The sequence below is a fragment of the Pseudomonas sp. B28(2017) genome, from assembly GCF_002113025.1.
Taxonomy (GTDB): Bacteria; Pseudomonadota; Gammaproteobacteria; order Pseudomonadales; family Pseudomonadaceae; genus Aquipseudomonas.
The window spans coordinates 173,236-199,215 of sequence record NZ_NEJH01000002.1 but is presented as its reverse complement, the minus strand read 5'-3'; the positions used below and the strand labels follow the sequence as shown (position 1 = coordinate 199,215).

25 protein-coding genes and 1 tRNA gene are annotated in these 25,980 nt (G+C 58.5%); 18 read left to right on the top strand and 8 right to left on the bottom strand.

Annotated elements, in window-relative coordinates:
- Nucleotides 1–7: 7 nt before the first annotated feature.
- Nucleotides 8–1,441: a M48 family metalloprotease gene (locus CAF65_RS05535; RefSeq protein WP_085715401.1), complete on the bottom strand. Its 1,434-nt coding sequence runs from the start codon at nucleotides 1,439–1,441 to the stop codon at nucleotides 8–10.
- Nucleotides 1,442–1,539: 98 nt separating this feature from the next.
- Here CAF65_RS05535 and CAF65_RS05530 point away from each other — a divergent pair, with 98 nt between their 5' ends.
- Nucleotides 1,540–1,779 carry a sulfurtransferase TusA family protein gene (locus CAF65_RS05530; RefSeq protein WP_057400713.1) on the top strand — a complete coding sequence of 80 codons (240 nt, stop codon included), beginning with the start codon at nucleotides 1,540–1,542 and terminating at the stop codon, nucleotides 1,777–1,779.
- A 31-nt stretch (nucleotides 1,780–1,810) separates the two neighbouring features.
- Nucleotides 1,811–2,881 carry an AI-2E family transporter gene (locus tag CAF65_RS05525; protein ID WP_085715400.1) on the top strand — a complete coding sequence of 357 codons (1,071 nt, stop codon included), beginning with the start codon at nucleotides 1,811–1,813 and terminating at the stop codon, nucleotides 2,879–2,881.
- Between the two features lie 128 nt (nucleotides 2,882–3,009).
- Here the strand turns inward: CAF65_RS05525 and CAF65_RS05520 are convergent, their stop codons facing one another.
- Together CAF65_RS05520 and CAF65_RS05515 are read right to left on the bottom strand one after the other, a co-directional pair.
- Complete coding sequence (locus tag CAF65_RS05520) at nucleotides 3,010–3,483, bottom strand: peroxiredoxin (protein ID WP_085715399.1); 474 nt, start codon at nucleotides 3,481–3,483, stop codon at nucleotides 3,010–3,012.
- Nucleotides 3,484–3,493: 10 nt separating this feature from the next.
- Nucleotides 3,494–4,054, bottom strand: a complete 561-nt coding sequence (locus tag CAF65_RS05515; protein ID WP_007984753.1) for a glycine cleavage system protein R — start codon at nucleotides 4,052–4,054, stop codon at nucleotides 3,494–3,496.
- Between the two features lie 329 nt (nucleotides 4,055–4,383).
- Here CAF65_RS05515 and dapA point away from each other — a divergent pair, with 329 nt between their 5' ends.
- The 7 genes from dapA to CAF65_RS05475 all read left to right on the top strand — a co-directional run bounded on the left by dapA (nucleotide 4,384) and on the right by CAF65_RS05475 (nucleotide 9,761).
- Entirely contained in the window at nucleotides 4,384–5,262 is an 879-nt protein-coding gene (gene dapA / locus CAF65_RS05505) for a 4-hydroxy-tetrahydrodipicolinate synthase (RefSeq protein ID WP_085715398.1), read from the top strand.
- A 17-nt stretch (nucleotides 5,263–5,279) separates the two neighbouring features.
- Nucleotides 5,280–6,395 carry an outer membrane protein assembly factor BamC gene (gene bamC, locus CAF65_RS05500; protein WP_085715397.1) on the top strand — a complete coding sequence of 372 codons (1,116 nt, stop codon included), beginning with the start codon at nucleotides 5,280–5,282 and terminating at the stop codon, nucleotides 6,393–6,395.
- 4 nt (nucleotides 6,396–6,399) lie between these two features.
- Complete coding sequence (locus tag CAF65_RS05495; protein WP_085715396.1) at nucleotides 6,400–7,158, top strand: MBL fold metallo-hydrolase; 759 nt, start codon at nucleotides 6,400–6,402, stop codon at nucleotides 7,156–7,158.
- A gap of 28 nt (nucleotides 7,159–7,186) precedes the next feature.
- Nucleotides 7,187–7,900 (top strand): phosphoribosylaminoimidazolesuccinocarboxamide synthase, encoded by a 714-nt coding sequence (purC, locus tag CAF65_RS05490; RefSeq protein WP_007944067.1) that lies wholly within the window; start codon nucleotides 7,187–7,189, stop codon nucleotides 7,898–7,900.
- Between the two features lie 83 nt (nucleotides 7,901–7,983).
- Nucleotides 7,984–8,073 (top strand) — tRNA-Ser (locus CAF65_RS05485).
- A 337-nt stretch (nucleotides 8,074–8,410) separates the two neighbouring features.
- On the top strand, nucleotides 8,411–9,337 hold the full coding sequence (locus tag CAF65_RS05480; RefSeq protein ID WP_008016001.1) for a LysR substrate-binding domain-containing protein: 927 nt from the start codon (nucleotides 8,411–8,413) through the stop codon (nucleotides 9,335–9,337).
- Nucleotides 9,338–9,395: 58 nt separating this feature from the next.
- Nucleotides 9,396–9,761 (top strand): 5-carboxymethyl-2-hydroxymuconate Delta-isomerase, encoded by a 366-nt coding sequence (locus tag CAF65_RS05475; RefSeq protein WP_085715395.1) that lies wholly within the window; start codon nucleotides 9,396–9,398, stop codon nucleotides 9,759–9,761.
- A 3-nt stretch (nucleotides 9,762–9,764) separates the two neighbouring features.
- On the opposite strand, the gene CAF65_RS05470 is transcribed toward CAF65_RS05475, so the two are convergent.
- Together CAF65_RS05470 and CAF65_RS05465 are read right to left on the bottom strand one after the other, a co-directional pair.
- Nucleotides 9,765–10,703: a LysR family transcriptional regulator gene (locus tag CAF65_RS05470; protein ID WP_085715394.1), complete on the bottom strand. Its 939-nt coding sequence runs from the start codon at nucleotides 10,701–10,703 to the stop codon at nucleotides 9,765–9,767.
- A gap of 114 nt (nucleotides 10,704–10,817) precedes the next feature.
- Nucleotides 10,818–11,735, bottom strand: coding sequence for a DMT family transporter (locus CAF65_RS05465; protein ID WP_085715393.1), 918 nt, complete (start codon nucleotides 11,733–11,735; stop codon nucleotides 10,818–10,820).
- A 637-nt stretch (nucleotides 11,736–12,372) separates the two neighbouring features.
- Between CAF65_RS05465 and CAF65_RS05455 the strand changes: the two genes are divergently transcribed.
- The 6 genes from CAF65_RS05455 to CAF65_RS05430 all read left to right on the top strand — a co-directional run bounded on the left by CAF65_RS05455 (nucleotide 12,373) and on the right by CAF65_RS05430 (nucleotide 18,906).
- Nucleotides 12,373–13,755: a glutamine synthetase family protein gene (locus CAF65_RS05455; RefSeq protein WP_085715391.1), complete on the top strand. Its 1,383-nt coding sequence runs from the start codon at nucleotides 12,373–12,375 to the stop codon at nucleotides 13,753–13,755.
- Nucleotides 13,756–13,934: 179 nt separating this feature from the next.
- Nucleotides 13,935–15,584: a phosphoethanolamine transferase gene (locus tag CAF65_RS05450; protein WP_085715390.1), complete on the top strand. Its 1,650-nt coding sequence runs from the start codon at nucleotides 13,935–13,937 to the stop codon at nucleotides 15,582–15,584.
- 72 nt (nucleotides 15,585–15,656) lie between these two features.
- Nucleotides 15,657–16,307, top strand: a complete 651-nt coding sequence (locus CAF65_RS05445; protein WP_085715389.1) for a class I SAM-dependent methyltransferase — start codon at nucleotides 15,657–15,659, stop codon at nucleotides 16,305–16,307.
- A 123-nt stretch (nucleotides 16,308–16,430) separates the two neighbouring features.
- Nucleotides 16,431–17,564 (top strand): ribonuclease D, encoded by a 1,134-nt coding sequence (gene rnd, locus CAF65_RS05440; RefSeq protein ID WP_085715388.1) that lies wholly within the window; start codon nucleotides 16,431–16,433, stop codon nucleotides 17,562–17,564.
- Nucleotides 17,561–17,854, top strand: a complete 294-nt coding sequence (locus tag CAF65_RS05435) for a YcgL domain-containing protein (RefSeq protein WP_057400695.1) — start codon at nucleotides 17,561–17,563, stop codon at nucleotides 17,852–17,854. The genes rnd and CAF65_RS05435 overlap by 4 nt, the downstream gene beginning before the upstream one ends.
- A gap of 119 nt (nucleotides 17,855–17,973) precedes the next feature.
- Nucleotides 17,974–18,906: a D-2-hydroxyacid dehydrogenase gene (locus CAF65_RS05430; protein WP_085715387.1), complete on the top strand. Its 933-nt coding sequence runs from the start codon at nucleotides 17,974–17,976 to the stop codon at nucleotides 18,904–18,906.
- Nucleotides 18,907–18,965: 59 nt separating this feature from the next.
- Here CAF65_RS05430 and CAF65_RS05425 read toward each other — a convergent pair whose 3' ends face one another.
- Entirely contained in the window at nucleotides 18,966–19,559 is a 594-nt protein-coding gene (locus CAF65_RS05425; RefSeq protein ID WP_085715386.1) for a nitroreductase family protein, read from the bottom strand.
- Between the two features lie 278 nt (nucleotides 19,560–19,837).
- On the opposite strand from CAF65_RS05425, the gene CAF65_RS05420 reads away from it, so the two are divergent.
- A complete protein-coding gene (locus CAF65_RS05420) occupies nucleotides 19,838–20,287 on the top strand; it encodes a YcgN family cysteine cluster protein (protein ID WP_008015986.1) in 450 nt (149 codons plus the stop codon).
- 27 nt (nucleotides 20,288–20,314) lie between these two features.
- Nucleotides 20,315–21,544, top strand: a complete 1,230-nt coding sequence (locus tag CAF65_RS05415) for a hypothetical protein (protein WP_085715385.1) — start codon at nucleotides 20,315–20,317, stop codon at nucleotides 21,542–21,544.
- Between the two features lie 126 nt (nucleotides 21,545–21,670).
- On the opposite strand, the gene CAF65_RS05410 is transcribed toward CAF65_RS05415, so the two are convergent.
- Nucleotides 21,671–22,048 (bottom strand): DUF2892 domain-containing protein, encoded by a 378-nt coding sequence (locus CAF65_RS05410; RefSeq protein ID WP_085715384.1) that lies wholly within the window; start codon nucleotides 22,046–22,048, stop codon nucleotides 21,671–21,673.
- 80 nt (nucleotides 22,049–22,128) lie between these two features.
- Nucleotides 22,129–22,599, bottom strand: coding sequence for an RNA methyltransferase (locus tag CAF65_RS05405; RefSeq protein ID WP_007911337.1), 471 nt, complete (start codon nucleotides 22,597–22,599; stop codon nucleotides 22,129–22,131).
- Nucleotides 22,600–22,883: 284 nt separating this feature from the next.
- Between CAF65_RS05405 and leuS the strand changes: the two genes are divergently transcribed.
- A complete protein-coding gene (leuS, locus tag CAF65_RS05400; protein WP_085715383.1) occupies nucleotides 22,884–25,481 on the top strand; it encodes a leucine--tRNA ligase in 2,598 nt (865 codons plus the stop codon).
- Nucleotides 25,482–25,980 lie beyond the last annotated feature (499 nt).

Below are 25,980 nucleotides of genomic sequence, written 5' to 3'. Positions count from 1 at the left end.
GAAGGCGTCAGCCCATCATGTCCTTGATCATGCGCTCCTGTTCCATCAGTTCGCGTTGCCGCGCGTCGATCCGTGAAGAGAGCGGGAAGTTGCTGCCGGCCTTGCGCTTGGCGAAGTCCAGTTGCTGGATGGCCTGTTTGTAGTCCCCGACCAGCGCAAAATACTCGGCACGAGCCTGATGCAGGCCGATGATATTGCCCGACAGGCCGCGCGTTTCGGCAACCTGATACCACACGTCCGGGTCATCCGGGCGCGACTTGAGCAGGCCTTCGAGGGCTTTCTCCGCATCCCCGGCGCGGTTCTGCTTCAGCAGCAGGTCGACGCGCACCTGATTCAGCGGGTAGTTGCCGGGGTACTGGGTTATCAACCGGTCAACCCGCGACTGGGCGTCGGGCAGGCGATTGTTGGTGATGTCCAGATCCACTTGAGCCAGGTTGTAGATGATTTCGTTGGGTGCCTTGGCCAGCAGCTGCTTGAGGTTTTCCCGCGCTTCGTTCAGTTGACCGCCCTTGATCTGGGCGATCGCCAGGCCGTAGCGCGCCACGTCGTTTTTCGGGTTCTCGTCAAGCTGGGCGCGGAAGCGCTTGGCGCCGAGCCCCGGGGTTTCTTCATAGATCAACTGGACACGCGCGCGGATCAGTTGATAGCGCATGCTGTCTTCGATACCGCCCTGTGGTGCCTGTTCGGCACGGTTGCGGGTGTCGGCGATACGCGATTCGGTGACCGGGTGAGTCAGCAGGAATTCCGGTGGCTTGGCATCGTAGCGGTACTGACGCATCAGGCGTTCGAACATGGTGGGCATCGACCGGGGGTCATAACCGGCCTTTTCCAGGTTGAGAATGCCGATGCGGTCGGCTTCCTGTTCGTTCTGGCGGGAGAATCGCCGTTGTTCCTGAATAGCTGCTGCCTGTGTGCCGGCAATCGCCGCGATCCCGGCGTCACCGGCGCCCGCGGCTGCAACCACGATACCGGCCAGCAATGCAGCCATCATCGGTACTTGCATGCGTTTCTGTGCTTCGACGCCCCGGGCAAAGTGGCGCTGCGACAAGTGAGCCAGTTCGTGCGCCAGTACCGAGGCATACTCGCCTTCGGTCTGGGCATTGAGGAACAGGCCGCCGTTGACCCCGACGATCCCGCCCGGCGCCGCAAAGGCGTTGAGCTGCGGGCTGTTGATCAGGATGAACTCCAGGCGCCGGTCAGTGACCTGGCTGGTCTCCACCAGTCGGTAAACACTGGACTCCACGTAATCCTTGAGTTGCGGATCGTTGAGCTGCGAAACCTGGCTGCGCAACATTGCCAGCCAGGCACGGCCGAGCTGGTATTCCTGTTGAGGTGAGACAATGGCAGAACTGGCGTCGCCGAGTGACGGCAGGTCGTCGGCGAAGCCTGGTGAGGCGAGCAGGCAAGCGAGCGTCAGCAGGGTAGGGCGCAAAAATGTCATGCACAAAGCCTTAGTCGACAAAGACCTTACTGTAGCCGGACACCGGCGTTGCGACCAGATATTCTAGGCAGCTCAACCACCTGACCCGGAGTGATGCAATGACCGACGCTGTAGCCCATGACGTTGAACTGGACGCCAGTGGCCTGAATTGCCCGTTGCCGTTGCTCAAGGCCAAGATGGAACTTAACCGGATGGTCAGTGGTGCGGTACTCAAGGTCATCGCCACTGATGCAGGTTCGCAACGCGACTTTCGCACCTTTGCCCGATTGGCCGGTCATACCCTGCTTCGTGAAGAAGATGACGCGGGTGTTTACCGCTACTGGTTGAAAAAAGCCTGAAATCGGCTGCGTTTACCCCTAAGGATTATTGATGTTCAAAGTGTTACGCGACTGGATTCAGCGCTATTTCTCCGATGAAGAGGCGGTGGTGCTGGCTGTCCTGCTGTTTCTGGCGTTCACCGCCGTGCTGACCCTGGGTGGTATGCTGGCGCCGGTGCTCGCCGGGATGGTGCTGGCGTACCTGATGCAGGGGCTGGTGGTGGCTCTCGAGCGCCTGCGCGTGCCGGGTTGGGCCGCAGTGGGGCTGGTCTTTGCGTTATTCATGGGGTTGTTGCTGGTATTTATCGTGGTTGTCGTGCCGTTGCTGTGGCATCAGTTGATTACGTTGTTCAATGAGTTACCCGGCATGCTTGCCAAGTGGCAGTCGCTGTTACTGCTGCTGCCCGAACGCTATCCGCACCTGGTATCCGATGAGCAAGTGTTGCGGGCCATCGAAGTGGCGCGGGGTGAAATCGGCAAGTTTGGTCAGTGGGCACTGACGTTCTCGCTGTCGAGCCTGCCATTGCTTGTGAACATCATGATCTACCTGGTGCTGGTGCCGATCCTGGTGTTTTTCTTCCTCAAGGATCGGGCTATGATCGGCCAATGGGTGCGTGGTTACCTGCCCCGTGAGCGGGCGTTGATCACCCGGGTCGCGCATGACATGAACCGGCAGATCGCCAACTACATTCGCGGCAAGGTCATCGAAATCTTCATTTGCGGTGGCGTGACCTACATCGCTTTTGTTGTTCTCGAGCTCAACTATGCGGCGTTGCTGGCACTGCTGGTGGGGATTTCGGTGGTGGTGCCTTATGTCGGCGCCGTGGTGGTGACGGTGCCCGTGTTTCTGATTGCGCTGTTCCAGTGGGGCTGGAGCGATCAGTTCATTTACTTGATGGCGGTTTACGGGATCATCCAGACGCTGGATGGCAACGTGCTGGTGCCATTGCTGTTCTCGGAGGCGGTCAACCTGCACCCGGTGGCGATCATTTGCGCGGTGCTGCTGTTTGGCGGGTTGTGGGGCTTCTGGGGGGTATTCTTTGCGATTCCCCTGGCGACGCTGTTCAAGGCTGTGCTGGACGCCTGGCCGCGCAAGGAGCCGGTGGTGGCGCCGCTGCTTTAACGGTCAGGCTTGATTGTTCAGTGGGGTTGATGGCCCCTTCGCGAGCGGGCTCGCTCCCACGGGATTGAACACAAAACCAATGTGGGAGCGAGCCTGCTCGCGAAAGTGTCCGAAAGAACGCCCGGAAATCAGGCCTTATTCAGAGCCTGAGCAGCCGCCAATACCGCATCGACATGCCCCGGCACCTTCACGCCGCGCCATTCCTGGCGCAACACGCCATTGGCGTCGATCAGGAACGTGCTGCGATCCACGCCCATGTATTCCTTGCCGTAGAGCTTTTTCAGCTTGATCACGTCGAACAGCTGGCAGATGGCTTCGTCCTTGTCGCTGATCAGCTCAAAGGGGAATTCCTGCTTGCACTTGAAGTTCTCGTGGGATTTCAGGCTGTCGCGAGACACGCCGAACACTTCGGTATTGGCGGCCTTGAACGCAGCGTATTGATCACGAAAGCCTTGCCCCTCGGTCGTGCAGCCCGGCGTACTGTCCTTGGGGTAGAAGTAGATCACCACCTGTTTGCCTTTCAGGCCGGCGAGGCTGATGGTCTGCCCGCTGGTGGCGGGGGCTTCGAAATCGGCAACCGGTTGGTCGATGGCAACGGCCATGAAAGCTTCCTTACATTGGGTTCTGTGGGCGCCAGGGTTCGATCAGGGCATCCAGGTTCAGCGCATCGGCAAAATCCAGGAACTGATCGCGCAGCCAGCTGATCTGCACGCCGGGCGGCAAGGTCACGGTGAATGTGGCATTGAGCATGGTGCCGCCGGTCTGCGGCGCCTGATAGGTGTCGCAGGTCAGGTTTTCCAGCTCGACGTTGTGGTCCATGAAGAACTGGCACAGTTCGTTGATGATGTCCGAGCGGTAGGCCGAGCTGACATAAGCGACGTACGGCAGGGCCTGGGGGCGGTTTTCCAGGGCGGCGCTGCGCACCACGTTGACCGTGAACGCATGCCGCTTGGCCAGTACTGGCAGGCTGCCTTCCAGGCGCGCCAGGGCATCCCAGCTACCGGAGATTTCGAGGACCAGCGCACTGCATTCGCCATGACGGGTCAGGCGGGAGGTGACTACGGCGCAGCGGTTTTCATGGCTGGCGCGGCACAGGACGTTGGTCAGCTCCATGGGGTTGGCGCCGAGGGCACTGATGACAAGGAATTGTTCGCGGACTGTGGGGGTGGACATGCAGCATTCCTAAAGCGATGAGCGGTCGGTAGGTTGACGGGCGTTGGCCGTCGGGGTGCGCCTGCGCGTGCCCGTTCAGAAAATCCCGGGCCGTGGCTCGCAACTCGCTCCAATAATAGCGGGAGCGCGCAGCGGCGACGCTGGAACGGGGCCTGGGAGGCCGAAAAGGGAGGCTGGAACCCGGCGTACAAGCTGATCAGTACCGATCAAAGTCTGAAGGGTAGCGAAAACCGGCGCCAAGGGGAATGGCAGCAGCACAGTACTTCGCTTGTGCAAGCATCTTGGCGCCAGTACCATTACGGCTCTCTTTTTCCGGCAGGAGCGGTTTCATGATTGCGGGCAGTATGGTGGCACTGGTCACACCCATGGATGCACAGGGGCGTCTTGACTGGGACAGCCTCAGCAAACTCGTGGACTTCCACCTTGAAAACGGCACCCATGCCATTGTCGCCGTCGGCACCACCGGCGAGTCGGCAACCCTGGACGTCGAAGAACACATCGCCGTCATCAAGGCCGTGGTCAAGCAGGTCAACGGTCGCATTCCGGTCATTGCCGGCACCGGCGCCAACTCGACCCGCGAAGCCGTCGAGCTGACCCGCAACGCCAAGGAAGCCGGCGCCGATGCCTGCCTGTTGGTCGTGCCGTACTACAACAAGCCGACCCAGGAAGGCCTGTACCTGCACTTCAAGCACATCGCCGAATCGGTCGACATCCCGCAGATTCTCTATAACGTTCCCGGCCGCACCTCCTGCGACATGCAGGCCGAGACCGTGATCCGCCTGTCCACCGTGCCGAACATCATCGGTATCAAGGAAGCGACCGGCGACCTCAAACGTGCCAAAGCCATCCTCGATGGCGTCAGCAAGGACTTCATCGTCCTTTCCGGTGATGATCCGACCGCAGTCGAGCTGATCCTGATGGGCGGCAAGGGCAACATCTCCGTCACCGCCAACGTCGCTCCGCGTGAAATGGCCGATCTGTGCGAGGCCGCCCTCCGGGGGGACGCCGAGACTGCGCGGGCCATCAACGAAAAACTGATGCCGCTGCACAAGGACCTGTTCATCGAAGCCAACCCGATTCCGGTGAAGTGGGCTTTGGTTGAAATGGGCCTGATGCACGAAGGCATTCGCCTGCCGCTGACCTGGCTGAGCGCACCTTGTCACGAAACGCTCCGCTCGGCCCTGCGCCAGTGCAGCGTCCTGGTTTAATTGAGGAAGTACAACGCATGAAGCGAATGGCCGGACTTTCCGCACTTGCCTTGATTATCTCCAGCACCAGTGGCTGTGGATGGGTCTGGGGCCCGGAAGGTTATTTCCGTGACCGCGGTAGCGATTACCTGGACGCGCAACAGACTGCACCGATGCAAATGCCACCGGATGTCCGTACCGCCAAGCGTCTGGATCCGCTGTTGCCGATCCCGCGCAACGTGGCTGATGACACCGCCAAGGGCGAATACGTCGTGCCTCGGCCGCAGCCGCTGACGGCAGCTGCCGACGCCAGCGCCTACTCCCTGCAGAAGAGCGGCGGTTCCAGCTCTATCCTGGCCCAGAACCCGCCAGCCGAAGTCTGGCCTGTGGCTGTTCAGTTCTTCCAGGACAACGGCTTCCGACTGGATGAACAGCGTCCGCAAACCGGCGAATTCACCACGACCTGGCAACATTCCGACGAACTGTCCGCGGCCATGGGCAAACGCCTGAGCGCGGCCGGCGTCGGCACGGACAGCGAAACCCGCGTGCGGGTGCGCATCGAGCCGGGCGTACAGCGCAATACCAGTGAAGTCTATGTGGTCAGCGCCGAGCGTCCTGCCGGCAGCACCGCTGACGTGGCATTCACCAACCGTTCGGTCAACACTGGCCTGGACGCGGCACTGGTCGACGACATGCTCGCGAGCATGAGCCGTATCTCGGAGAAGGGCGGTTCGGTCTCGATGCTGGCTTCGCGTGATTTCGACGCACCCAGCCGCGTCAGCCTCAGCGAAGACGGCAGCGGCAACCCTGTGCTGAACGTCGGTACCGACCTGGATCGTGCCTGGTCGAGCGTCGGTCGTGCCCTGGAACAAGGTGAGTGGCGCGTTGAAGACATCAACCGCAGCTTGGGCCTGTACTACATCAACCTGGCCGAAAAAGCCGAGAAGAAAGACGACAAGCCAGGCTTCTTCAGCAGCCTGTTCGGCAGCGCGCCGAGCAAGGAAGAGCTTGACGCCCGCGCCGAGCGTTATCAGGTTCGCCTGAGCAAGGTTGGCGAGAACGTCCAGGTCACCGTCGAGAAAAACATCAACACCGTGGCGCCGGCAGATGTGGCGCGTAAAGTGTTGAGCAAGATTCAGGACAACCTGGGCTGATCCTATGCGTTTTGCCGTTCTCGGCAGCGGTAGTCAAGGGAACGGCACGCTGGTAGCCAGCGCTGATACGTACGTCTTGGTGGATTGTGGCTTTTCCCTGCGGGAAACCGAAAAACGCCTGCTGCGCCTGGGGGTGAACCCTGCGCAGCTGAGCGCGATACTTGTGACCCACGAACATGCCGACCACGTGCATGGCGTGGGTTTGCTGTCTCGGCGCTACAATCTGCCTGTCTACCTCAGTCGCGGGACCTTGCGCGGGATGCGCAAACCGATTGAACCCGCAGGCTTTCTGGCCGGCGGCGAGCAGCTGCAAATCGGCGACTTGAGCATCGGTGTCATTGCCGTGGCCCACGATGCACAGGAACCGACGCAATATGTATTCAGTGACGGTGAGCGGCGCTTCGGCCTGTTGACCGACCTGGGTTCGTACTGTGACAAGGTGCTGGACGGCTATCGGGACCTCGATGCGTTGATGATCGAGTCCAATCACTGTCGTGACATGCTGGCCCGCGGTCATTACCCGTACTTTCTCAAGCAACGGGTGGGCGGTGAGCTGGGGCATTTGAATAACCATCAGGCGGCATTCCTGGTGGCCGAGTTGGGCTGGAAAGACCTGCAACACCTGGTCCTGGCCCATCTGAGCAGCAAGAACAACCTGCCGCAGCTGGCCCGGCAATGTTTTGTCGACACCCTCGGGTGCGACCCGGACTGGCTGCAACTGGCCGATCAAGATTCAGGGCTCGACTGGCGCCACATCGCCTAGCCCATCTACTTAGCAAGCGGAGCCCATCATGGAAAAACGTGAAGAACTCTACCGCGGCAAAGCCAAGTCGGTTTACAAGACCGACGACGCTAACCGTTTGATCCTGCTGTTTCGCAACGACACCTCGGCGTTCGACGGCAAACGTATCGAACAGCTCGACCGCAAAGGCATGGTGAACAACAAGTTCAACGCCTTCATCATGCAGAAGCTCGAAGCCGCTGGCGTGCCGACCCAATTCGACAAATTGCTGGGCGACAACGAATGCCTGGTGAAGAAGCTCGACATGATTCCGGTCGAGTGCGTCGTGCGTAACTACGCCGCTGGCAGCCTGGTCAAGCGCCTGGGTGTCGAAGAGGGCATGAAGCTCAACCCTTACACCTTCGAACTGTTCCTGAAGGACGACGCCAAGGGCGACCCGTTCATCAACGAATCCCACGTCGTGGCATTTGGCTGGGGCACCGCCGAGCAACTGGTCCGCATGAAGGAACTGTCGCTCAAGGTCAATGAAGTCCTGAGCAAGCTGTTCGACGACGCCGGCCTGCTGCTGGTCGACTTCAAGCTGGAATTCGGTGTGTTCCACGATGGTTCCATCGTGCTGGGCGACGAATTCAGCCCGGACGGTTGCCGTCTGTGGGACAAGGCGACCGGCAAGAAAATGGACAAGGACCGCTTCCGTCAGGGCCTCGGTGATGTCATCGAAGCCTACGAAGAAGTCGCCAATCGTCTGGGCGTACCGCTTTAAACGACGCAAGCATCTGAAAGCACAGAAATATTTCGCTTGGGGGGTTCGCTTCCTGCGAAAGTGTTGTTATGATGCGCGCCGTTGGAGAGATGCCAGAGTGGCCGAATGGGACGGATTCGAAATCCGTTGTACCTTCACCGGTACCTAGGGTTCGAATCCCTATCTCTCCGCCATTACATGAAAAAAGCCCCGTCGCTGAAAAGCTACGGGGCTTTTTCGTTTCTGAAGCTTTTTTCAGCGGTCTCTCGCTGTCGGCATCCCGCCCCGGTACAGGAAACGTTGTCGGACCAGGCACCGCATCCAAGTGGGAAAACATAAGCCTGTTTCCAGGAAAACTGCTCGCTCGGAGCAGCTTTATTGCACCCGCCTTACGGCTGGGTACGGCCCGGTTTTCTCTAGATCAGTTCCTGGACGTCCGTAAACAGCATCAGTCTGTGAACTTGAGTTGGATAGACGGCAATCGTGCCAGCTACCTAAACTGTCAGTAGATTTGGGGATCGGGGACAGTGGATGAACCGCAATGAACTTCGCAAGGCCGATATCAACCTGATGGTGGTATTCGAAACACTGATGCTCGAGCGCAATGTCACTCGGGTGGCGGAGAAGCTGTTTCTCGGTCAGCCAACCATCAGCTCTGCGCTCAACCGCTTGCGTGCGATGTTCAATGATCCGCTGTTCATACGCGTTGGTCATCGCATGGAGCCGACGGCGCGGGCAGAGGAGATCATCAAACACCTGTCTCCGGCGCTGGATTCCTTGTCCGTGGCCTTGAGCCTGACCCATGATTTTGACCCGGCCAGTAGCACGATGTCGTTCCGCATCGGGTTGTCCGACGATGTCGAATTCGGACTGTTGCCGCCATTGCTGCGGGCTCTGCGCCAGGAGGCACCCAACGTGGTGTTTGTGGTGCAGCATGTCGATTACTGGCGAATTCCCGACTTGCTGGCATCCGGCGATATCACGGTGGGTATCAGCCAGACCCGCGGCCTGCCGGCCAATGCCAAACGCAAGTTGCTGCGGCACATCCAGCCCAGCATTTTGCGCGCCGATGCTTCCGACACACCGCTGACCCTCGATGAATATTGCGCGCGACCGCATGTGCTGGTGTCCCATACCGCCAATGTCAGTGGCTATGCCGACGAGTGGCTGGCGGATATCGGTCGCACGCGCCAAGTGGTGCTTTCGGTGCCGCAGTACAGTGCATTGCCGGCCCTGCTTGCCGGCACCGACCTGATTGCCAGCCTGCCGGATTACACAGCCGAGGCGATGGCCGCGTCGGGAGTGCTGTTCAAGGAACCCTTTCCCTTCAAGACACCGACCCTGGACCTGTCCATGGTCTGGCTCAGCCATGTCGATAGCGACCCTGCCGAGCGCTGGCTGCGTTCGCGCCTGGAGGCGTTCATGAGTGAGCGTGCCGTATTGCCGCTGCCCGAGTGAACAGGGTGGCGTTGTGTTATATGTACGACCTTTCCACCCCACTTGAAGGAAGCAACTCATGCCTCACCTGCACATGGAATACACCGCCAACCTGACTGATCTGAATGCCGATGTGGCATTGATGCGGTTGAACAATACGCTGGTGGGTTCCGGTCAGTTTGCTGCCGAATTCGACATCAAGAGCCGCGCGGTCAAGGTCGAGACGTTCAAGGTTGGCACGGCACTGGCTCAGCGGGCGTTCGTGCATGTGAAGCTGGCGCTGTTGAGCGGTCGTTCCGCACAGATCAAGAAACAACTGTCTGAAAGCCTGCTGGCAGTGGTTCAGGACCTGTGTGAATGGCCGAGCGGCATTGAAGTCCAGTTGTGCGTGGAAATTCTCGACATTGATCGCGATTCCTACAGCAAGACCGCCATCAGCCACTGAGTATCAGGCCGTTTCCTGCTCGACACAGGCCTGGATCACCTGCTCTCTCAGCCAGGTGTTGGCGCTGTCCCGATCGACACTCTGGTTCCACTGCATGTCGAGGGTGAAACCCGGCAAGCCTTCGGGCGCTTCACAGTGATTGAAGGTTTCGGCACTGGCCAGCAATCGCTGGATGCGCCGGGGCAGGGTCAGGGCATAGTCGGTTCCGGTAATCAGCTTCAGCGCTGCGCTGTAGCTGTTGGCGCGTGCGACGATCTGGCGCTGATGAGCCTGCTGCGCGAGCCAGCCGTCGACCATGTTGGTGGCGGACGTCCAGGGTGTCGGGAATACGTGTCGACGTTCGACATAGGTTTGCAGACTCAAGCGTGGTTCCGCCGGCGTGGCGTGTTTGTCGAAAACACACACCAGATCATCTTCGAGCAGCGTCTGCGATTTGAAATTGACGTGACTGCGATGAAAGTTCGGACCGAAGCATATCACCAGGTCGAGGCTGCCTTCACGCAACGCTTGGGCAGGAATATCGGCTCCGAGTTTGACCACGTTGACCATCACCGGAAGATCGGCGAGGTCGAAGGTTTTCAACAGGCGCGGCAGGATCAGTTGCTCGAAATATTCCGGTGCGCAGATGTTGAAGATCACGGGCTGCAGTCCAGGGTCGAACGTGGGTGAGCCGGCGTGACACAGGTTGATGCTTTCGAGGATTTTCAGCACGTGAGGGTACATCGTGCCAGCCTTGCGGCTGGGCTGCATGCCGCCCGTACGGGTATTGATGAACAGCTCGTCCCCGAAACCGGTACGCAGTTTTTTCAAGCAGTAACTCACTGTGGACTGGCTGACGCAAAGCGCCTCGGATACGCCGGTGACGCTGTTTTGCTCGTACAAGGCGACGAACACCATGAGGTCCTGCATGTCGAGTTTTCTAAGCGAATTACTGTTCAGCATCCATTCCGTCTCGCTACGTTCCTTGCGCTGACCTTGTGCAAGGATGAGCGAATGATCCTAGCGGAATGAGGGAACAGGGAGAATGCCTCGTCGGAAGTTTCGCCCAAAGCCCTTTCAGCCCTGGACCATCGCCGACACGGCACGGCGGCTGGACATCAACAGCGCGAACATGCCGACGCCCACCAGTACCGCGCCGGCCCACCCCAGCGGTAGTGGCATCAGACGCCCCCAAAGCCAGTGAAACACGGTGATAAACAGCGTGCTCAGGTAGATGTAGGAAATCACCGAGGACGGTGCGATCACACCGATGGCTCGATGCAGCAGCCAAAACGTCGCCAGAGTGGCGAACACCGCCAGGTACATCAGCCAATAAAAATCGTTGAGCGTTAGTAATGATGCCGAGCGCCAACCGCCACTGAAGCCACAGAATGCCAGCAGAAACAGCGCGCCGAACAGCATGTTCCAGAACGTCATGGACACTGGCCCGCGGCCCTTGAGGCTATCGGCTTTCAGGCGTTGGCTGAGGGGGGCGTAGAGTGCCATGGCCAGGCAGCCGATGCCGTATACGGTCAATGCATAGGGCGATGGCAACTCGTCGGGGCCGTTGCCTTTCATGAGCAGTAACACTGCGCCGGCAGCGGCGAGCAGCATCGGTACAATCCGTTGTTTCAGGCTGCCGTCAGGTGTCAGCACGGCTTCGAAAGCCAGGGTCATCAGCGGCACCAGTGTGAACATCGTCCCGGTGTTGACGGCCGAGGTGTAGCGCAATGCTTCGAACAGTGAGCCGAAGTACAGTGCCAGCAGCAGGCCGAGCACGGCGTGACCGAGCAACGCGCGGGCGGTCATGACGGCATCGCCTTTGAGCAGCAACAGCGGCAGAAACACCACGGCGCAAAACAACAGGCGTAAACCGGTCAGCAGGATCGGGTCTATGGCCTGGCTGACTTGCGCCGCTGCGGAAAACGACGCAGCGATCAACAAGGCCCAAAGCAGCATACTGGCGTGAGCGGTAGCGATACCGGTGGTTTTCATGGCGGGCTCCGGGTCAATGGATATGGCGGGTGTAGTGCCCTGGGTTGAAGGGCAGCGGCATGGAGGGGCGCAGGTTCAGGGCAGACGGGACAACGCAGGGCATCAGCAAGAGGGCAGGGTGGGCGGTGGCGCGCGTGTTTTCCATGATCGGACCTTGAACAGTAGTGTCCGATTAGGCGCGCGTAGCCTGGAGGCGGCAAATCAGAAAGTCCGGTGTGGTATTTGGAAATTAAATACAAGCTCCCGCAGGGGGGCACCACTGAACAGGGAAATGTTTAGCCAAACGACATCCAAGGTTCTACAAATCCTGATTTAACGACTTGATCCGCCGTGTGACGCTGCGGGTCATCTGCTTTCTGCGGTTCTCCCTATGGACGGTTGGCCAGTCGCAATCCACTTCAAGGCATCCATCGACGCTCGAGCGTCGAGCCTTGTTCGTCGATTCACGCCCGCCACCGCCCCGAACCTTTCTGCACTTCCTTCTGAACTGGCCTTCTGGGCGCTGTGGCATTGCCGCCATGCGCGCCCACCGGATTCCTGCTTTTTCCGCTGATTGTCCCTACTTGTTCCGGTTGATGCCGGGATTGACGTGCGGGTGCCTTTGCGTACCCGTCTGACACGGAAAAAGAGAATCCCCATGAGCAGTGCCACCACCTCGCTTGCCACCAGGCTTGAAGCCCTGACCTTTCTGGAACAGAACCCGGATATCGAAATGTTCGAGCTGTTCATTCTCGACAACAACGGGGTGCCGCGGGGCAAGCTGCTGCACCGTGACGAGTTGCTGGCAGTGTATGAAAGCGGGCGGCCATTGCCGAGCACTATCCTCGGGCTGACCATCAACGGCGATGACGTGGAAAACTCGGGGCTGGTCTGGGATGTCGGTGATATCGACTGCCGGGCCTACCCGATCAGCGGCAGCCTCACGCGTATGCCGTGGCGTCTGATACCGACTGCGGCCGTGCAGGTCAGCATGCACCCAACGCAAGGAATGCCCGCCACCATTGCCGATCCCCGTCATTTGTTGGCGAAAGTCATCGAAGGTTTACAGGCTGACGGCTATTACCCGGTCATGGCGGCGGAACTGGAGTTCTACCTGCTGGATCAGCAACGCGACAGCAGCGGACGGCCTCAACCGGCACTGGATGTCGATGGCGGGCGTCCGCGCGGCACTCAGGTTTATGGTTTGCGCGAGCTTGAACAGATCGAACCGTTCCTGGCCGATCTCTACAGCGCCTGCAAGCTCCAGGGGATTCCGGCGCGCACGGCCATTTCCGAATACGCGCCGGGGCAAGTGGAAATCACCCTGGAGCACCGCACCGACGCATTGCAGGCGATGGACGAGGCGGTGCGCTACAAGCGTCTGGTCAAGGGGGTGGCGCACAAGCACGGCATGACAGCCTGCTTCATGGCCAAGCCTTTCGATGACCTGGCCGGTACCGGGATGCACATGCACGTGAGTCTGGCGGACAAGGACGGCAACAACCTCTTTGCCAGCGAAGCCCCGGATGGAACGCCGCTGCTCAAGCAGGCTGTCGCAGGCATGCTCAGTACCTTGCTCGATTCGCTGTTGCTGTTCTGCCCCAACGCCAACTCCTACCGTCGATTCCAGGCCAACAGCTATGCGCCTCTGGCGGCCACCTGGGGCGTGGACAATCGTACCGTGAGCCTGCGCGTACCCGGCGGGCCGGCGTATTCCCGGCACATCGAGCATCGGATTTGTGGCGCAGACGCCAACCCTTATCTGGCGGCTGCGGCGATACTGGCCGGCATTCATCGCGGTATCCGCGAACAACTCGACCCTGGTGCGCCGGTGGAAGGCAATGGCTACGCACAGGCTGCGAAACTGTTGCCGACAGACTGGCTGACCACATTGCGGTCGCTGGAAGGTTCCAGTTGGGCCAGGGAAGCGTTCGGCGAGGAGTTCCTCGGTGTCTACCTGGCGGTGAAACGCGCCGAATACCGCCAATTCATGGGGGAGGTCGGTGAGCAGGACTGGCGCTGGTACTTGCACCAGGCTTGAGTCGAAGCTGAACCATTCTCAAATAGTCTGAAAGTTTCAGACGGGTTTAATAAGCCAACTAATTGTTGGCTTCTTTTTCACAAAAAATTGATGGTTGGCTACCTAAAATTACAGCTGTCTCGGTAAATGAAATTTTCACATTTACCGAAGGCACATCTTTTCAGGACCCGCCGAACCTCATGCTCAAGATTAAAGCCGTGCGCCCCGAATGGGTGACACTGATTGCCAGCGCATTTTTGTTAGTTGGTTTCAATTTTGTACTCTGGCAACACCTGTTCGAAATCACCGCATCCGATGGTAAAGGCATCGTCATGCGCGCGGCCTTCGGGGTGATGATTTTCGCGGCCTTTAACATTGTGCTGACCCTGCTGGCCTTCCGGCCGGTGCTGAAACCGGTCTTGACCCTGCTGTTCATGATCAGTGCGGGCGTGGCGTATTTCATGAGTCAGTATGGTGTTCTGATCGACACCGGCATGTTGCGTAACTTTGCTGAAACCAATGCTACGGAAGTGCGCGACTTACTGTCGCTAAAGTTGTTTCTTTATATCGTGCTGCTTGGTGTTTTACCGACCTGGCTGTTGTGGACGACGCCGATTGATTACCGTCGCTGGCACCGTGAGCTACTGAGTAAAGTCCTGGTGGTTTTTGCCTCGGCAGCGGTCATTGGTGGTGTTGCACTGGTTAACTATCAAGGCCTGTCTTCGCTGTTTCGCAATCATCACGAGTTGCGCCTGATGGTGGTGCCAAGCAACTACATTGGTGCCTCGGCTGGTTTCTTGCGTGAAAAAGTAGCCACGGCACGACAGCCCTTTGTCAAAATCGGGGAAGATGCCCAGCGCAATCCGGTCTGGCAAACTCACGGGCGCAAGTCCCTGACTGTTCTTGTCGTGGGTGAAAGTGCCCGGGCAGAGAATTTCGGCATCCTTGGCTATAGTCGTGACACCACGCCGAAACTGAGTAAGGAAGACGGTCTGATCGCCTTCACCGATGTGCATTCCTGCGGTACTGAAACCGCCGTATCGGTGCCTTGCATGTTTTCCAACATGGGGCGCAAGGACTACAACGCCAGCAAGGCAAAGAACGAAGAAGGCCTGCTGGATGTGCTCAAGCATGCAGGTATCGACGTGATCTGGCGTGACAACCAGTCAGGCTGCAAAGGTACGTGCGATCGCGTCACCGTTGACGACGTCAGCAATCTGAAAGATCCGGCGCTGTGTGCCAACAGTGAATGCCGCGACGAAATCCTGCTGCAAGGACTGCAACATTTCATCGATACCCTGGACAAGGACACGGTATTGGTACTGCACCAGATGGGCAGCCACGGTCCGGAGTACTTCAAGCGTTATCCGAAAGAGTTCGAGCGCTTCACCCCGGTTTGCGAGAGTAATGCCCTGAACAATTGCAGTCGTGAAAGTATTGTCAATGGCTACGACAACACCTTGGTCTATACCGACCATGTGCTGTCGACCCTGATCGATCTGTTGCGCAGCAACCAGGACAAAGTGGATACCGCGATGCTGTATCTGTCGGACCACGGCGAGTCCCTGGGCGAATACAACTTGTTCCTTCACGGCACGCCTTACATGCTGGCGCCGGAGCAGCAAAAGCATGTAGCCATGTTTGCGTGGTTCTCCGACAGCTATAAAAAGTCGTTTGCGGTAGATACCCACTGCCTGCAACAGAGTCGTGAAAAGCCCTTGAGCCAGGACAACCTGTTCCATTCGATGCTCGGGCTGCTGGAGGTCAACAGCAAGGTCTACAACCAGGATCTGGACATGTTTGCCGGATGTCGTGGTCCAGTGGTCGACGGTGTGTTGGCCAAAGATTGAGTGCTCCGATTTTGTTTCACGCGGCGGCCGCCGACCTGCGGCCTGTAGAACTTTCATCAAGAGCCATTGCACATGTCCGCTCAGCCCCCATCCGCCATCGAGCTTGAGATTGCCCGGCGCTACGACCAGGAACACGCGCGCGTCTGCCTCCAGCCGCAAGCGCCGGGCCTGGCCGGACGTCTGGCGCTCTGGCGTGAAGAGCGTTTGGTGCGCAATGCACTCAAGGTCGCCGGCGAACCGGGGTTGATCCTTGACGTGGCCTGCGGCGTGGGGCGTTTCTGGGCGGTGCTGGCCGAACATGCCAATCGGGTGATTCTCGCGACGGATCCGTCCCAGGACATCCTCGATCATGCCCGTACGCATCACCCGCAGAGTCTGTTGAAGCGGATCAAGACCTTTCAAAGCTCCGCGTTCACGATTGGTTTGTCGGAGAACGCGGTTGACTGCATCTTTTGCATGCAACTGTTTCAGTACCTTGCCAATCCGGAACATCGTCTGGCGATGCTTGGCGAGTTTTACCGGGTCAGTCGCGATACGGTGATTGTCGCGGTGCGTCTCGGCGGTCGTTTCAAGGGCGCGCGTTCAAGCGTGGAAGGGCCGTTGCCGAGCAAGGCCGAGGTGGAAAGCGAGTTCAGGCAGGCGGGTTTCCGTTTGCTCAGCCATCAGGACTTTTTTCCCGGTTGTGCGCGGATGCGGATCTACGTGCTGGGTAAGACCAGCTAGCCCGACGTTGTCGGACTATTCTGTATGTCACGCAGTAATTTTCGCTAACGCTCTTGTTCAGTGGATGCGCGGAAATCGCCGGGGGCGATATATACTGCGCGCCATTCTTCAAGGGAGAGCCGTGTGGCCATCGATATTCACTGGATTCGCGACAACGATAGCCTCGGACGGTTGTGTGCCGAGTGGCAGCAGTTGCCATTCGTTGCCCTCGATACCGAATTCATGCGGGTCGACACCTTCTACCCGATCGCCGGCCTGTTGCAGGTCGGCGATGGCGAACGCGCCTACCTGATTGATCCACTGACTATCGACAACTGGCAACCATTGGCCGCATTGCTGGAAAACCCGGCCGTGGTCAAAGTTGTCCATGCGTGCAGCGAAGACCTCGAAGTCCTGCTGCGCCTGGCCGGCAGCCTGCCGGCGCCACTGTTCGATACGCAGCTGGCTGCCGCTTACCTGAACCTCGGTTTTTCCATGGGCTATTCGCGTCTGGTGCAGGAAGTGCTCGGCATCGACCTGCCCAAGGGTGAAACCCGTTCCGACTGGCTGCAACGCCCGCTTTCCGAAACTCAGATCAGCTATGCCGCCGAAGATGCCGTGCACCTGGCTGAAGTCTTCGTAAAGCTGCGTCCCAAGCTGTCCGACGAGAAATACGCCTGGGTCCTGGAAGACGGTGCCGAACTGGTGGCCAACCTGCGTCGCGAGATCGACCCTGACGAGGTCTATCGCGATGCCAAGCTGGCCTGGAAGCTGTCCCGAGCCCAACTCGCCGTTTTGCGTGAGCTTTGCGCCTGGCGCGAAAAGGAAGCGCGCGCCCGTGACCTGCCGCGCAACCGGATTATCCGCGAGCATTCGCTGTGGCCATTGGCGCGCACGCAGCCGGACAACCTCGGTGCCCTGGCGAAGATCGAAGACATGCACCCGCGTACCGTGCGTCAGGACGGCGAGTTTCTGCTTGATCTGATCAAGCGCTCTGGCAGTGTGTCGCCTGATCAATGGCCGCCAGCCGTGGCGGAGCCATTACCGGTGGATGCTGCCGTGCTACTCAAGCAGCTGAAGGCCATCGGCCAGGCCGAAGCCGAGCGCCTGAACATTGCGCCGGAACTGATGCTGCGCAAGAAAACCCTGGAAGCGCTGCTCAAGAGCGGCTTTCCCAATGGTCCCTACCAATTGCCTGATTCGCTGCGTGGCTGGCGCCGCGAATTGATGGGCCAGGCGCTGCTCGACAGCCTGGCCACCGCCGGAGAACAGCCTTGAAACGTATTTGCTCCATCTACCGCAGCTCGAAGAAAAACGAAATGTATCTGTATGTGCTCAAGAGCGATGCTCTGGAGCGTGTGCCGGATGCCCTGATGGCAGCCTTCGGCAAGGCCATCCACGCGTTCGACCTGGTGCTGACCCCCGAGCGCAAGCTGTCACGCGAAGACATCACGGTCGTACTGGAAAACCTCGAAAAACAGGGTTATCACCTGCAAATGCCGCCTGCCGAAGACGAGTACATCGAGCACTTGCCAGAAGAGTTGTTGCGTCGCAACGATCCGGTTTGAGCGGCAGACAGGCTCTGTTCAGAGTGGTTATGAAACACTGATTGATTTTAGCGATGGCAGCATCGACGGAGCCCCGCTCTGTCGGCTGCCGTCTGCACCGTTTTTGAAAGGTTTGAAGCATGCGCGTCCTGATTGCTGAACACGACCACCCCGTGTACGCCCAACTGTTGCGCGAGGCGGCACCGGATCTGGAGGTGCTGACCAGCGGCGACTCCGCCGAACTGGCCAGCCAGGCCGCCGATTGTCCGGTGTGGCTTGGCCAGCCTGATTTACTGGCGACCCTGTTACGCCAGGGCCATCAGCCGCAATGGTTGCAATCGACCTGGGCCGGCATTACGCCGCTGCTGGCCGATGGCTTGCCGCGGCACTATCGATTGACCCGTGCAGTCGGCATCTTCGGCCAGGTCATGGCCGAGTACGTGCTCACGTATATGCTCGGCCACGAACGAGAAGTGCTGGCGCGACTGGTCAGCCAGGTCGAGCGTAAGTGGGACAGTCGCCATGGCCAGAGCCTGGCGGGGCGCAAGGTGTTGATCGTCGGCACCGGTGATATCGGTCAAAGTGTCGCGCAGTTCCTCGTGCCGTTTGGCGTCGAGTTGTATGGCGTTGCCAGCAGCGCGCGCCAGCAGGCACCGTTTATCGAAGTCGGTTCACTGGCGGATCTGCCGCGGCTGGTCGGTAAGGTCGATTACGTGGTCAATCTGCTGCCGAACACGCCGGCCACCCACGATATCTACGATGCGGCTCTGTTCAGGCAATTCAAGCCGACCGGGTTGTTCATCAATGCCGGGCGCGGTGTGGCGGTGGTCGATGCGGATCTGGTGGAGGCCTTGAAGGAAGGGCACCTGGCGGGCGCGGTGATCGACGTGTGCCGTCAGGAACCATTGCCCCAGCGTCATCCATTCTGGACTGCCTGGGGCCTGCTGCTCACCGGCCACAGTTCGGCACCGACTTCGCCGTCGATGATGGTGAAGCTGTTTGTCGAAAACCTGCGGGCGTATCAGGCGGGAGAGGCGTTGCGCGGGGAAGTGGATTTCGATCGCGGGTATTGATTCACCGCAATCAAAAATGTGGGAGCGGGCTTGCTCCCACATTGGTTTTGCAGTGTGGCTTAGAGGGTGAAGTCGCCTTCAGCCGCCAACTCGCTCAATGGACGACGCGGGCTGGGTTCTTCGCGGGCTTGCAGGTAATCCGCCAGGCTCGCCTTGTCCCCCAGCTTGCCCACCGCGACGGCGGCGTGCAGGGCGTAGCCTTCAGGAATGTTCAGCTCCTTGCGGGTCAGTTCCTGATCGAAGCCGGCCATGCCGTGGGTGTGCCAGCCGCTCAGGCTTGCTTGCAAGGCCAGGTGACCCCAGGCGGAACCGGTGTCGAAGGTGTGCCACAGGGCCGGGGTTTCTTCGGTGGCACCAGGCGCGGCGAAGGTGGTTTTCGAAATCACGATCACCAGGGCCGAAGCATGTTGCGCCCAGCTGCGGTTGAATTCGTTCAGCAGGCCCAGGTAACGCTCCCAGTTCGGCGTGTCGCGACGTGCGTAGAGGAAGCGCCAGGGCTGCGAGTTATAGGCCGAGGGTGCCCAGCGGGCGGCTTCGAAGAAGCTCAGCAGGGTTTCCTCTGGAATCGTTTCGCCGGTAAAGGCGCGGGGCGACCAGCGATCGGTGAACTGAGGGTGAATGGCGTAATCGGCAACGCGTGGGTTGGCACTCATCAAGAGATTCCTTGCTACGTTTGAAAGTGAGGGTTGTCCGAAACCTGTGGGCGCCGTTGAGCCGGGCCGTGAGGTTTTCCAGAGCCGTGGCAGTTCACCGTAATGCAACGCGGTTGAGCGTTAATGGCACGCAGGTCTGGCTCCTTGCGATTGGCAAAGCTACTTGGCAGCGCAGAAACTGACAAGCCCGTTCTACCGACAGTCGCCAATGCTTGGCCCAAGGGACTTCGGGCACTAGACTGGCGGCCTTTTCACCACCTGATGTCGATGCTCGAACCATGGCCGCCAAAGTAGAACCGTTCTGGATACGCAAGACCCTCGATCAACTCGATCAGGAGGAATGGGAGTCGCTGTGCGACGGCTGTGGATTGTGCTGCCTGCAAAAGCTTGAAGACGAAGACGACAACAGCGTTTATTACACGCGCATCGCCTGCAAATTGCTGGACCTGAAAACCTGCCAGTGCACGGACTATCCTAACCGTCGTGACTCCGTGCCGGACTGTATCCAGCTCACGCCAGGCAAGGCCGACGAATTCAAATGGCTCCCGCCGACGTGCGGCTATCGCCTGGTCAGCGAAGGCAAGGACCTGCCGTTGTGGCATCACCTGGTGTGCGGTGATCGCGATGCCGTACATCACGAGCGGATTTCCCAGTCCGGGCGCATGCTCGCCGAAGGCAGCGTGCCGGAAGACGATTGGGAAGATCACCTGATTTTCCGCGCAGGCTGACGTTCAACGTTTCACGAAGGAGTGTGTATGGCTGTGGGATGGCGGCAGGCGTGGGGCGTTGGATTATTAGCCCTGAGTTCGCCCCTATGGGCGGCGAACAAGGTCAATCTGGATTATCACGTGCACCTGTTGCCGCAGAGCGATCAGGCCGAAGTGCGCCTGACGCTCGCCCAGGGTTCGGCGGTGCGCAGCCTGGATTTCGACCTTGGCGACGGCAGCCGCTACAGCGATTTCAAGGCCGACGGCCAATGGCAACTGATCCCCGGCAAAGCGGCGCGAGGCGTCTGGCGCCCGACGGCTGACAAGGCCAGCCTGACCTACCGCGTGAGTATCAGCCACGGGCGCAAGAGCGGAAGCTTCGACACGCGCATGACGCCAAACTGGGCGTTGATGCGCGGCGAAGATCTGGTGCCGGCGGCCAAACTCGATCAACAGGACGGCATCGAACTGGTTTCACGTCTTGAATTCGAGCTGCCCGGTGGCTGGAAAAGCGTTGAAACCGCGTGGCCGCGCACTGGTCAGAACAAATTCCGTATCGATAACCCTTCCCGACTGTTCGACCGGCCCACAGGCTGGATGCTCGCCGGCCAGCTTGGCAGCCGCCGTACGCGTCTGGGTGAGACTGAAGTCACCGTCGCCTCGCCACTGGGGCAGGGTATGCGCCGTATGGATGTACTGACGCTGCTGACCTTCGTCTGGCCGCAAGTGCAGGCGCTGTATCCGCGTCACCCAGGCAAACTGCTGATCGTCGGGGCCAATGATCCAATGTGGCGCGGCAGCCGGTCGGCGCACGAGTCGATCTATCTCAACAGCCACCTGCCGTTGGTCAGCGAAAGTGGCACCAGTGCTCTGGTCCGTGAGTTGGCCCAGATGTTCGGGCGGATCAACGGCACGCAGCGCAGTGACTGGATCAGTGAAGGCTTTGCCGAGTATTACGCTATCGAACTGGTGCGCCGGGCCGGCGGCATGAGCGATGAACGCTACGAGAACCTGCACGGCAAACTGCTCGGGATCAGCCAGAAAGTCACCACGCTGCGCAGCGACCGGATCAACCCGGCGCAGCTGGCCAGGGCGGTGGTGTTGCTGCAGGAGCTGGATCGCGAAATTCGCCTGAAAACCCATAACAAGCGTTCGCTGGACGACGTGTTGCGCGGGGCAATGCGGCAGGGGGATATCGATACCAAGGCGTTTGTTCAGCTCAGCGAGAGCGTGATCGGTGGTTCTTCGAAGGTGCTCAGTACCGAGTTGATTCAGTAACTGTGCATTCGCGAGCAGGCTCGCTCCCACATTTGATCTGTGTTGTACACAAACCCCCTGTGGGAGCGAGCTTGCTCCGGGCGGCGTTCCGACGATGAGGCCAGTTGCTTAAGCGCAAATCCAGGATCAAACCCCGGTTTTCGGCGACCTCAAGGCGTCATTGCCGGTAACGCTGGCGGTTTTGGTCGCCGCTTCGGCATTGGCCTTCAGCGTTTTCAGTTCTTCACCCGCCCGCTGGATTTTCGTCCGCACGTTGTTCATGTCCTGACGGCTTTTCTCCAGCAGGCTTTTCGCCGAGCTGTGGCCGGTGATGCCGCGTGCCAGGGCCACGCCGCCGATGGCCACCTGGATCAGGCCAAATATCCCGCCACGACGCAGGCCCTTGCCCACCATCACCACGCCGCCGGCCAGGGAGCCGATGCGTTCCCAGCCCTGCACGTTCTGCCCGGAGGGGCTCTGGAACGGGGTGGAATCGATATTTTCGACGGGTTTGAGTTCGCTCATGGTCTGTCTCCAGGCTTCAGTGATCGATAGTTAAGCTGACTGCCCGGGCAGGCAGCTCGTTCAATCGGATGTGCGGCGATTCAGCGGAATTTTGGCCCGGAGCGGGTATTGAGCCCCTTGGCCATGCGGTCGTAGAGCACGACGTTGACCGTGGCGGCCAGGTTCATGCAGCCGGTGGTCGGAATGTAGACCACGTCTTCGCACCAGTCGCGAATCTCTTTATCCAGCGATCCGTCTTCCGGGCCGAAGATGTAGAGCGCGCGATCCGGGTGGGTGTATTCCGGCAACGGGCGAGCGCCTTCGACCAGTTCCACGGCGACGGGCACACAATTGAGGGGCAGGATTTTCTTCAGGTCGTCGATGCCGATCAGCGGGATGTCGTAGTGCACGCGCTTGGTATCGGTGACGAAGTCGGCAGCGCGTTCATAGCGTTTGCCGGTGTAGAACACTGACGCCACGCCATAACAGCCAGCGGCTCGCATCACCGAACCTACGTTTTCCGGTGATTTGGGGTTATACAAACCAATGCAGCTGTACCGTTTGTCTGCCACGAGCGGGGTGCCTTCGGGAAAAAGAGGGCGATTATACGGAAATGTCCGGCGCCGTTCAGAAAAGACACCGCAGGCGTCGACATAAAACTAAGCAGAAATGCAGTCAGCGTAGCTGCCAGTTCTGGCAGCAGGCGCGATTTTGATCGAAATTGCAGACCCTGGCCTGCGACTGGAAAGCCTTCGGGTTTGTACTGTATGGTAGGGCGTTAACGGAGTACGGGTTGACTGACTAATGGAAGGTCATGAGATCTTTCTTCTTATAGATAAGTACAGAGAGGGTATTTATGCAGGAAAGATACAATCCGGCCGAGGTCGAAGCTAGCGCTCAAGCCGATTGGGCTGTCAGAAAAACATTTGAAGTTTCCGAGCACCCTTCGCGCCCCAAGTATTATGCGTGTTCCATGTTGCCGTACCCGTCGGGGAAACTGCATATGGGGCATGTTCGCAACTACACTATCAATGATGTTCTTGCGCGGCAAATGCGCATGAAAGGCTTCAACGTGTTGATGCCAATGGGCTGGGACGCATTCGGGCTGCCAGCCGAAAATGCTGCGCTGGCTTCCAATAAGTCGCCCTCAGACTGGACGCGTCAGAACATTCGGGATATGAAGGGGCAGTTGAGTCCCCTCGGGCTTAGTATCGACTGGAGCCGTGAAGTTGCAACCTGTGATCCTGACTATTACAAATGGAACCAGTGGTTCTTTTTGAAAATGCTTGAAAAAGGTATTGCTTACAAACATACCCAGGTTGTCAATTGGGACCCTGTCGATAAAACCGTACTGGCTAATGAACAAGTTATTAATGGCCGGGGCTGGAGATCAGGCGCGCTGGTCGAAAAGAGAGAAGTGCCTGGCTATTACTTTGCGATCACTCAATATGCCGAGGAATTGCTCAAGGATATCGATAACCTGGATGGTTGGCCGGAAATGGTCAAGTCCATGCAGCGCAACTGGATTGGTAAAAGTGAAGGGGTGAGCTTTGCATTCCCTCATCAAATACAGGATAAAAATGGAGCGCTCATTGAGGAAGGGCAGCTGTCGGTGTTTACCACCCGCGCCGAAACCTTGATGGGCGTGACTTTCTGCGCCATCCCCCCGGAACACCCGATCGCCCTGCGGGCGGTGGAGCTCAATCCAGAGTTGGCAGAGGTGATCGGGCAATTCAAAAGTGGCGGCACCAGCGAAGCACAACTTTACAGCATTGATCAGGACGGCGTATTCACCGGCTTCACCGTCGAGCATCCTATCAACGGTGCATCAATTCCTGTATGGGTGGTGAATTATCTGGTTGCGGGGTACGGCACGGGTGCGGTCATGGGCGTGGCAGCTCATGATGAGCGTGATTTTTCACTGGCCCGTAAAAAAGGCCTCCCGATCCGACCAGTCATCGCCATTGAAGGGCTAGAGTATGACGAGTGCGTATGGGATGCGTCATACGCCGCGAAAGATCGTGGTGTGCTGATCAATTCAGGCGCATTTGACGGTCTGGGAATCAAAGAGGCGAGTGAAGCCATTACCGCTGAACTGGCCAACCATGGCGGCGAGAAAAAAACAAACTGGCGACTCCGGGACTGGGGCATATCCCGTCAGCGCTACTGGGGCACGCCGATCCCGATGATTTATTGCGACCAGTGCGGTGATGTCCCGGTTCCGCTCAAGGACCTGCCAGTCATTTTGCCTCTGGACTGTATACCCGACGGCTCCGGCAATCCCTTGCTCAAACACCCTGATTTCTTGCATGTCGATTGTCCGTCCTGCGGTAGCCCCGCGCGGCGAGAAACCGACACTATGGACACGTTTGTCGATTCCAGCTGGTATTTCATGCGCTACTGCGAGCCGGGTGATCAAGACGCGATGGTCGCCGGGCCTGCAAAATACTGGATGCCGATGGATCACTACATCGGCGGCGTCGAACATGCCGTCCTGCATTTGCTGTACGCGCGGTTCTGGACCAAGGCGATGCGTGATGAAGGGCTGATCGAGATTGATGAGCCGTTCAAGAATCTGTTCACGCAGGGCATGTTGTTGCGTGAGTGCTTCTACAGAGAAGCGGATGATGGCGCCAAACGCTGGTTCTACCCGGCGGAAGTCGACGTCAGGTTCGGTGACGGGGGGCAGGCGATTGAGGCGCTCGCCAAGGAAGATGGTTTGCCCGTCATCATGGGCGGCATCGAAAAAATGTCCAAATCGAAAAATAACGTCGTCGAGCCACGGGAAATCATCGAGAAGTTCGGTGCTGACACAGCTCGCCTGTTTACCATTTTCGCCGGACCGCCCACGCAAAGCATCGTCTGGAGTGACAGCGGCGTGGAGGGAGCCTATCGCTACCTGCGGCGGTTATGGAATTTCGCCTTCAAGCATCAGAATACCATCGTGGCTTCAGTGCAGCGAGGCAGTCTGGACGAGCGCTCCGCGCAACTGCGGTTCGAAATTCATAGTGTGTTGGAGAGCATCAACAAGGACTATGAAAAACTGCACTACAACACCATCGTCTCCGGTGTGATGAAAATCCTCAACCTGCTTGAAAGCGAGAAGGCCGCCTCAGGCAACGTCATTCGAGAGGGGATCGAGATCCTGCTGAAAGTCATCAACCCGATTACACCGCACATCGCCCATGTACTTTGGACCGAACTGGGGTTCGCCGAGGACATTCTCGAATCGCAGTGGCCCATTGCTTCACCTGACGTACTCACTCGCTCTGAGTTGAAACTGATGGTCCAGGTCAACGGCAAGTTGCGCGGGGAAATCGTAGTATCCGCCAAGGCCGGCCGAGCCGAAATAGAGGCCTGTGCACTCAACGACGAAGCAGTCGCGCGATTCATCGAGGGCACTGCGAAAAAAATCATTATCGTGCCGGGTCGCCTGGTCAATATCGTTCTGTAACATCTGAAGCAGGGATTGCTCGCTCCTTGCTTCATTACACCGGCGTCAGCCTTCATGGCGGGCGCTGGTGACCTCCCCCGGCCCTGCTTTCTGATGGGGCCGCTTGAGCAACATCGGTCTTTTAACATCTCAAAGTCCTTCCGGTAAATCCTGAAACAGCTGGTTTAAAGCCCTCCGATTTCCAAAAGCCAGAAATTTCAAGCGGGAATTCTGAAGTTTTTTGATATTTAATGGAGATATGTTTTATTTTTTTAATTTCGTTTAGGTATTAAAAACCATGATGCATGGCGGCGTTTTTTCTCTTTTCTGGACGGATGGCAATCAGCTACATAGTCAATCTCTTACAGGCTTTTGACTAATAAATAGGAGATTATACAACCACTGGTTTATCGCTAGCAGGCGTTCGGTGAGTCGTCAAATTTAATAATCAAATTGGATCCAATATATTTATTTAGCGAGAAATCGCATGTTGACACAGGTTCTCATTTGTTTAGATTGG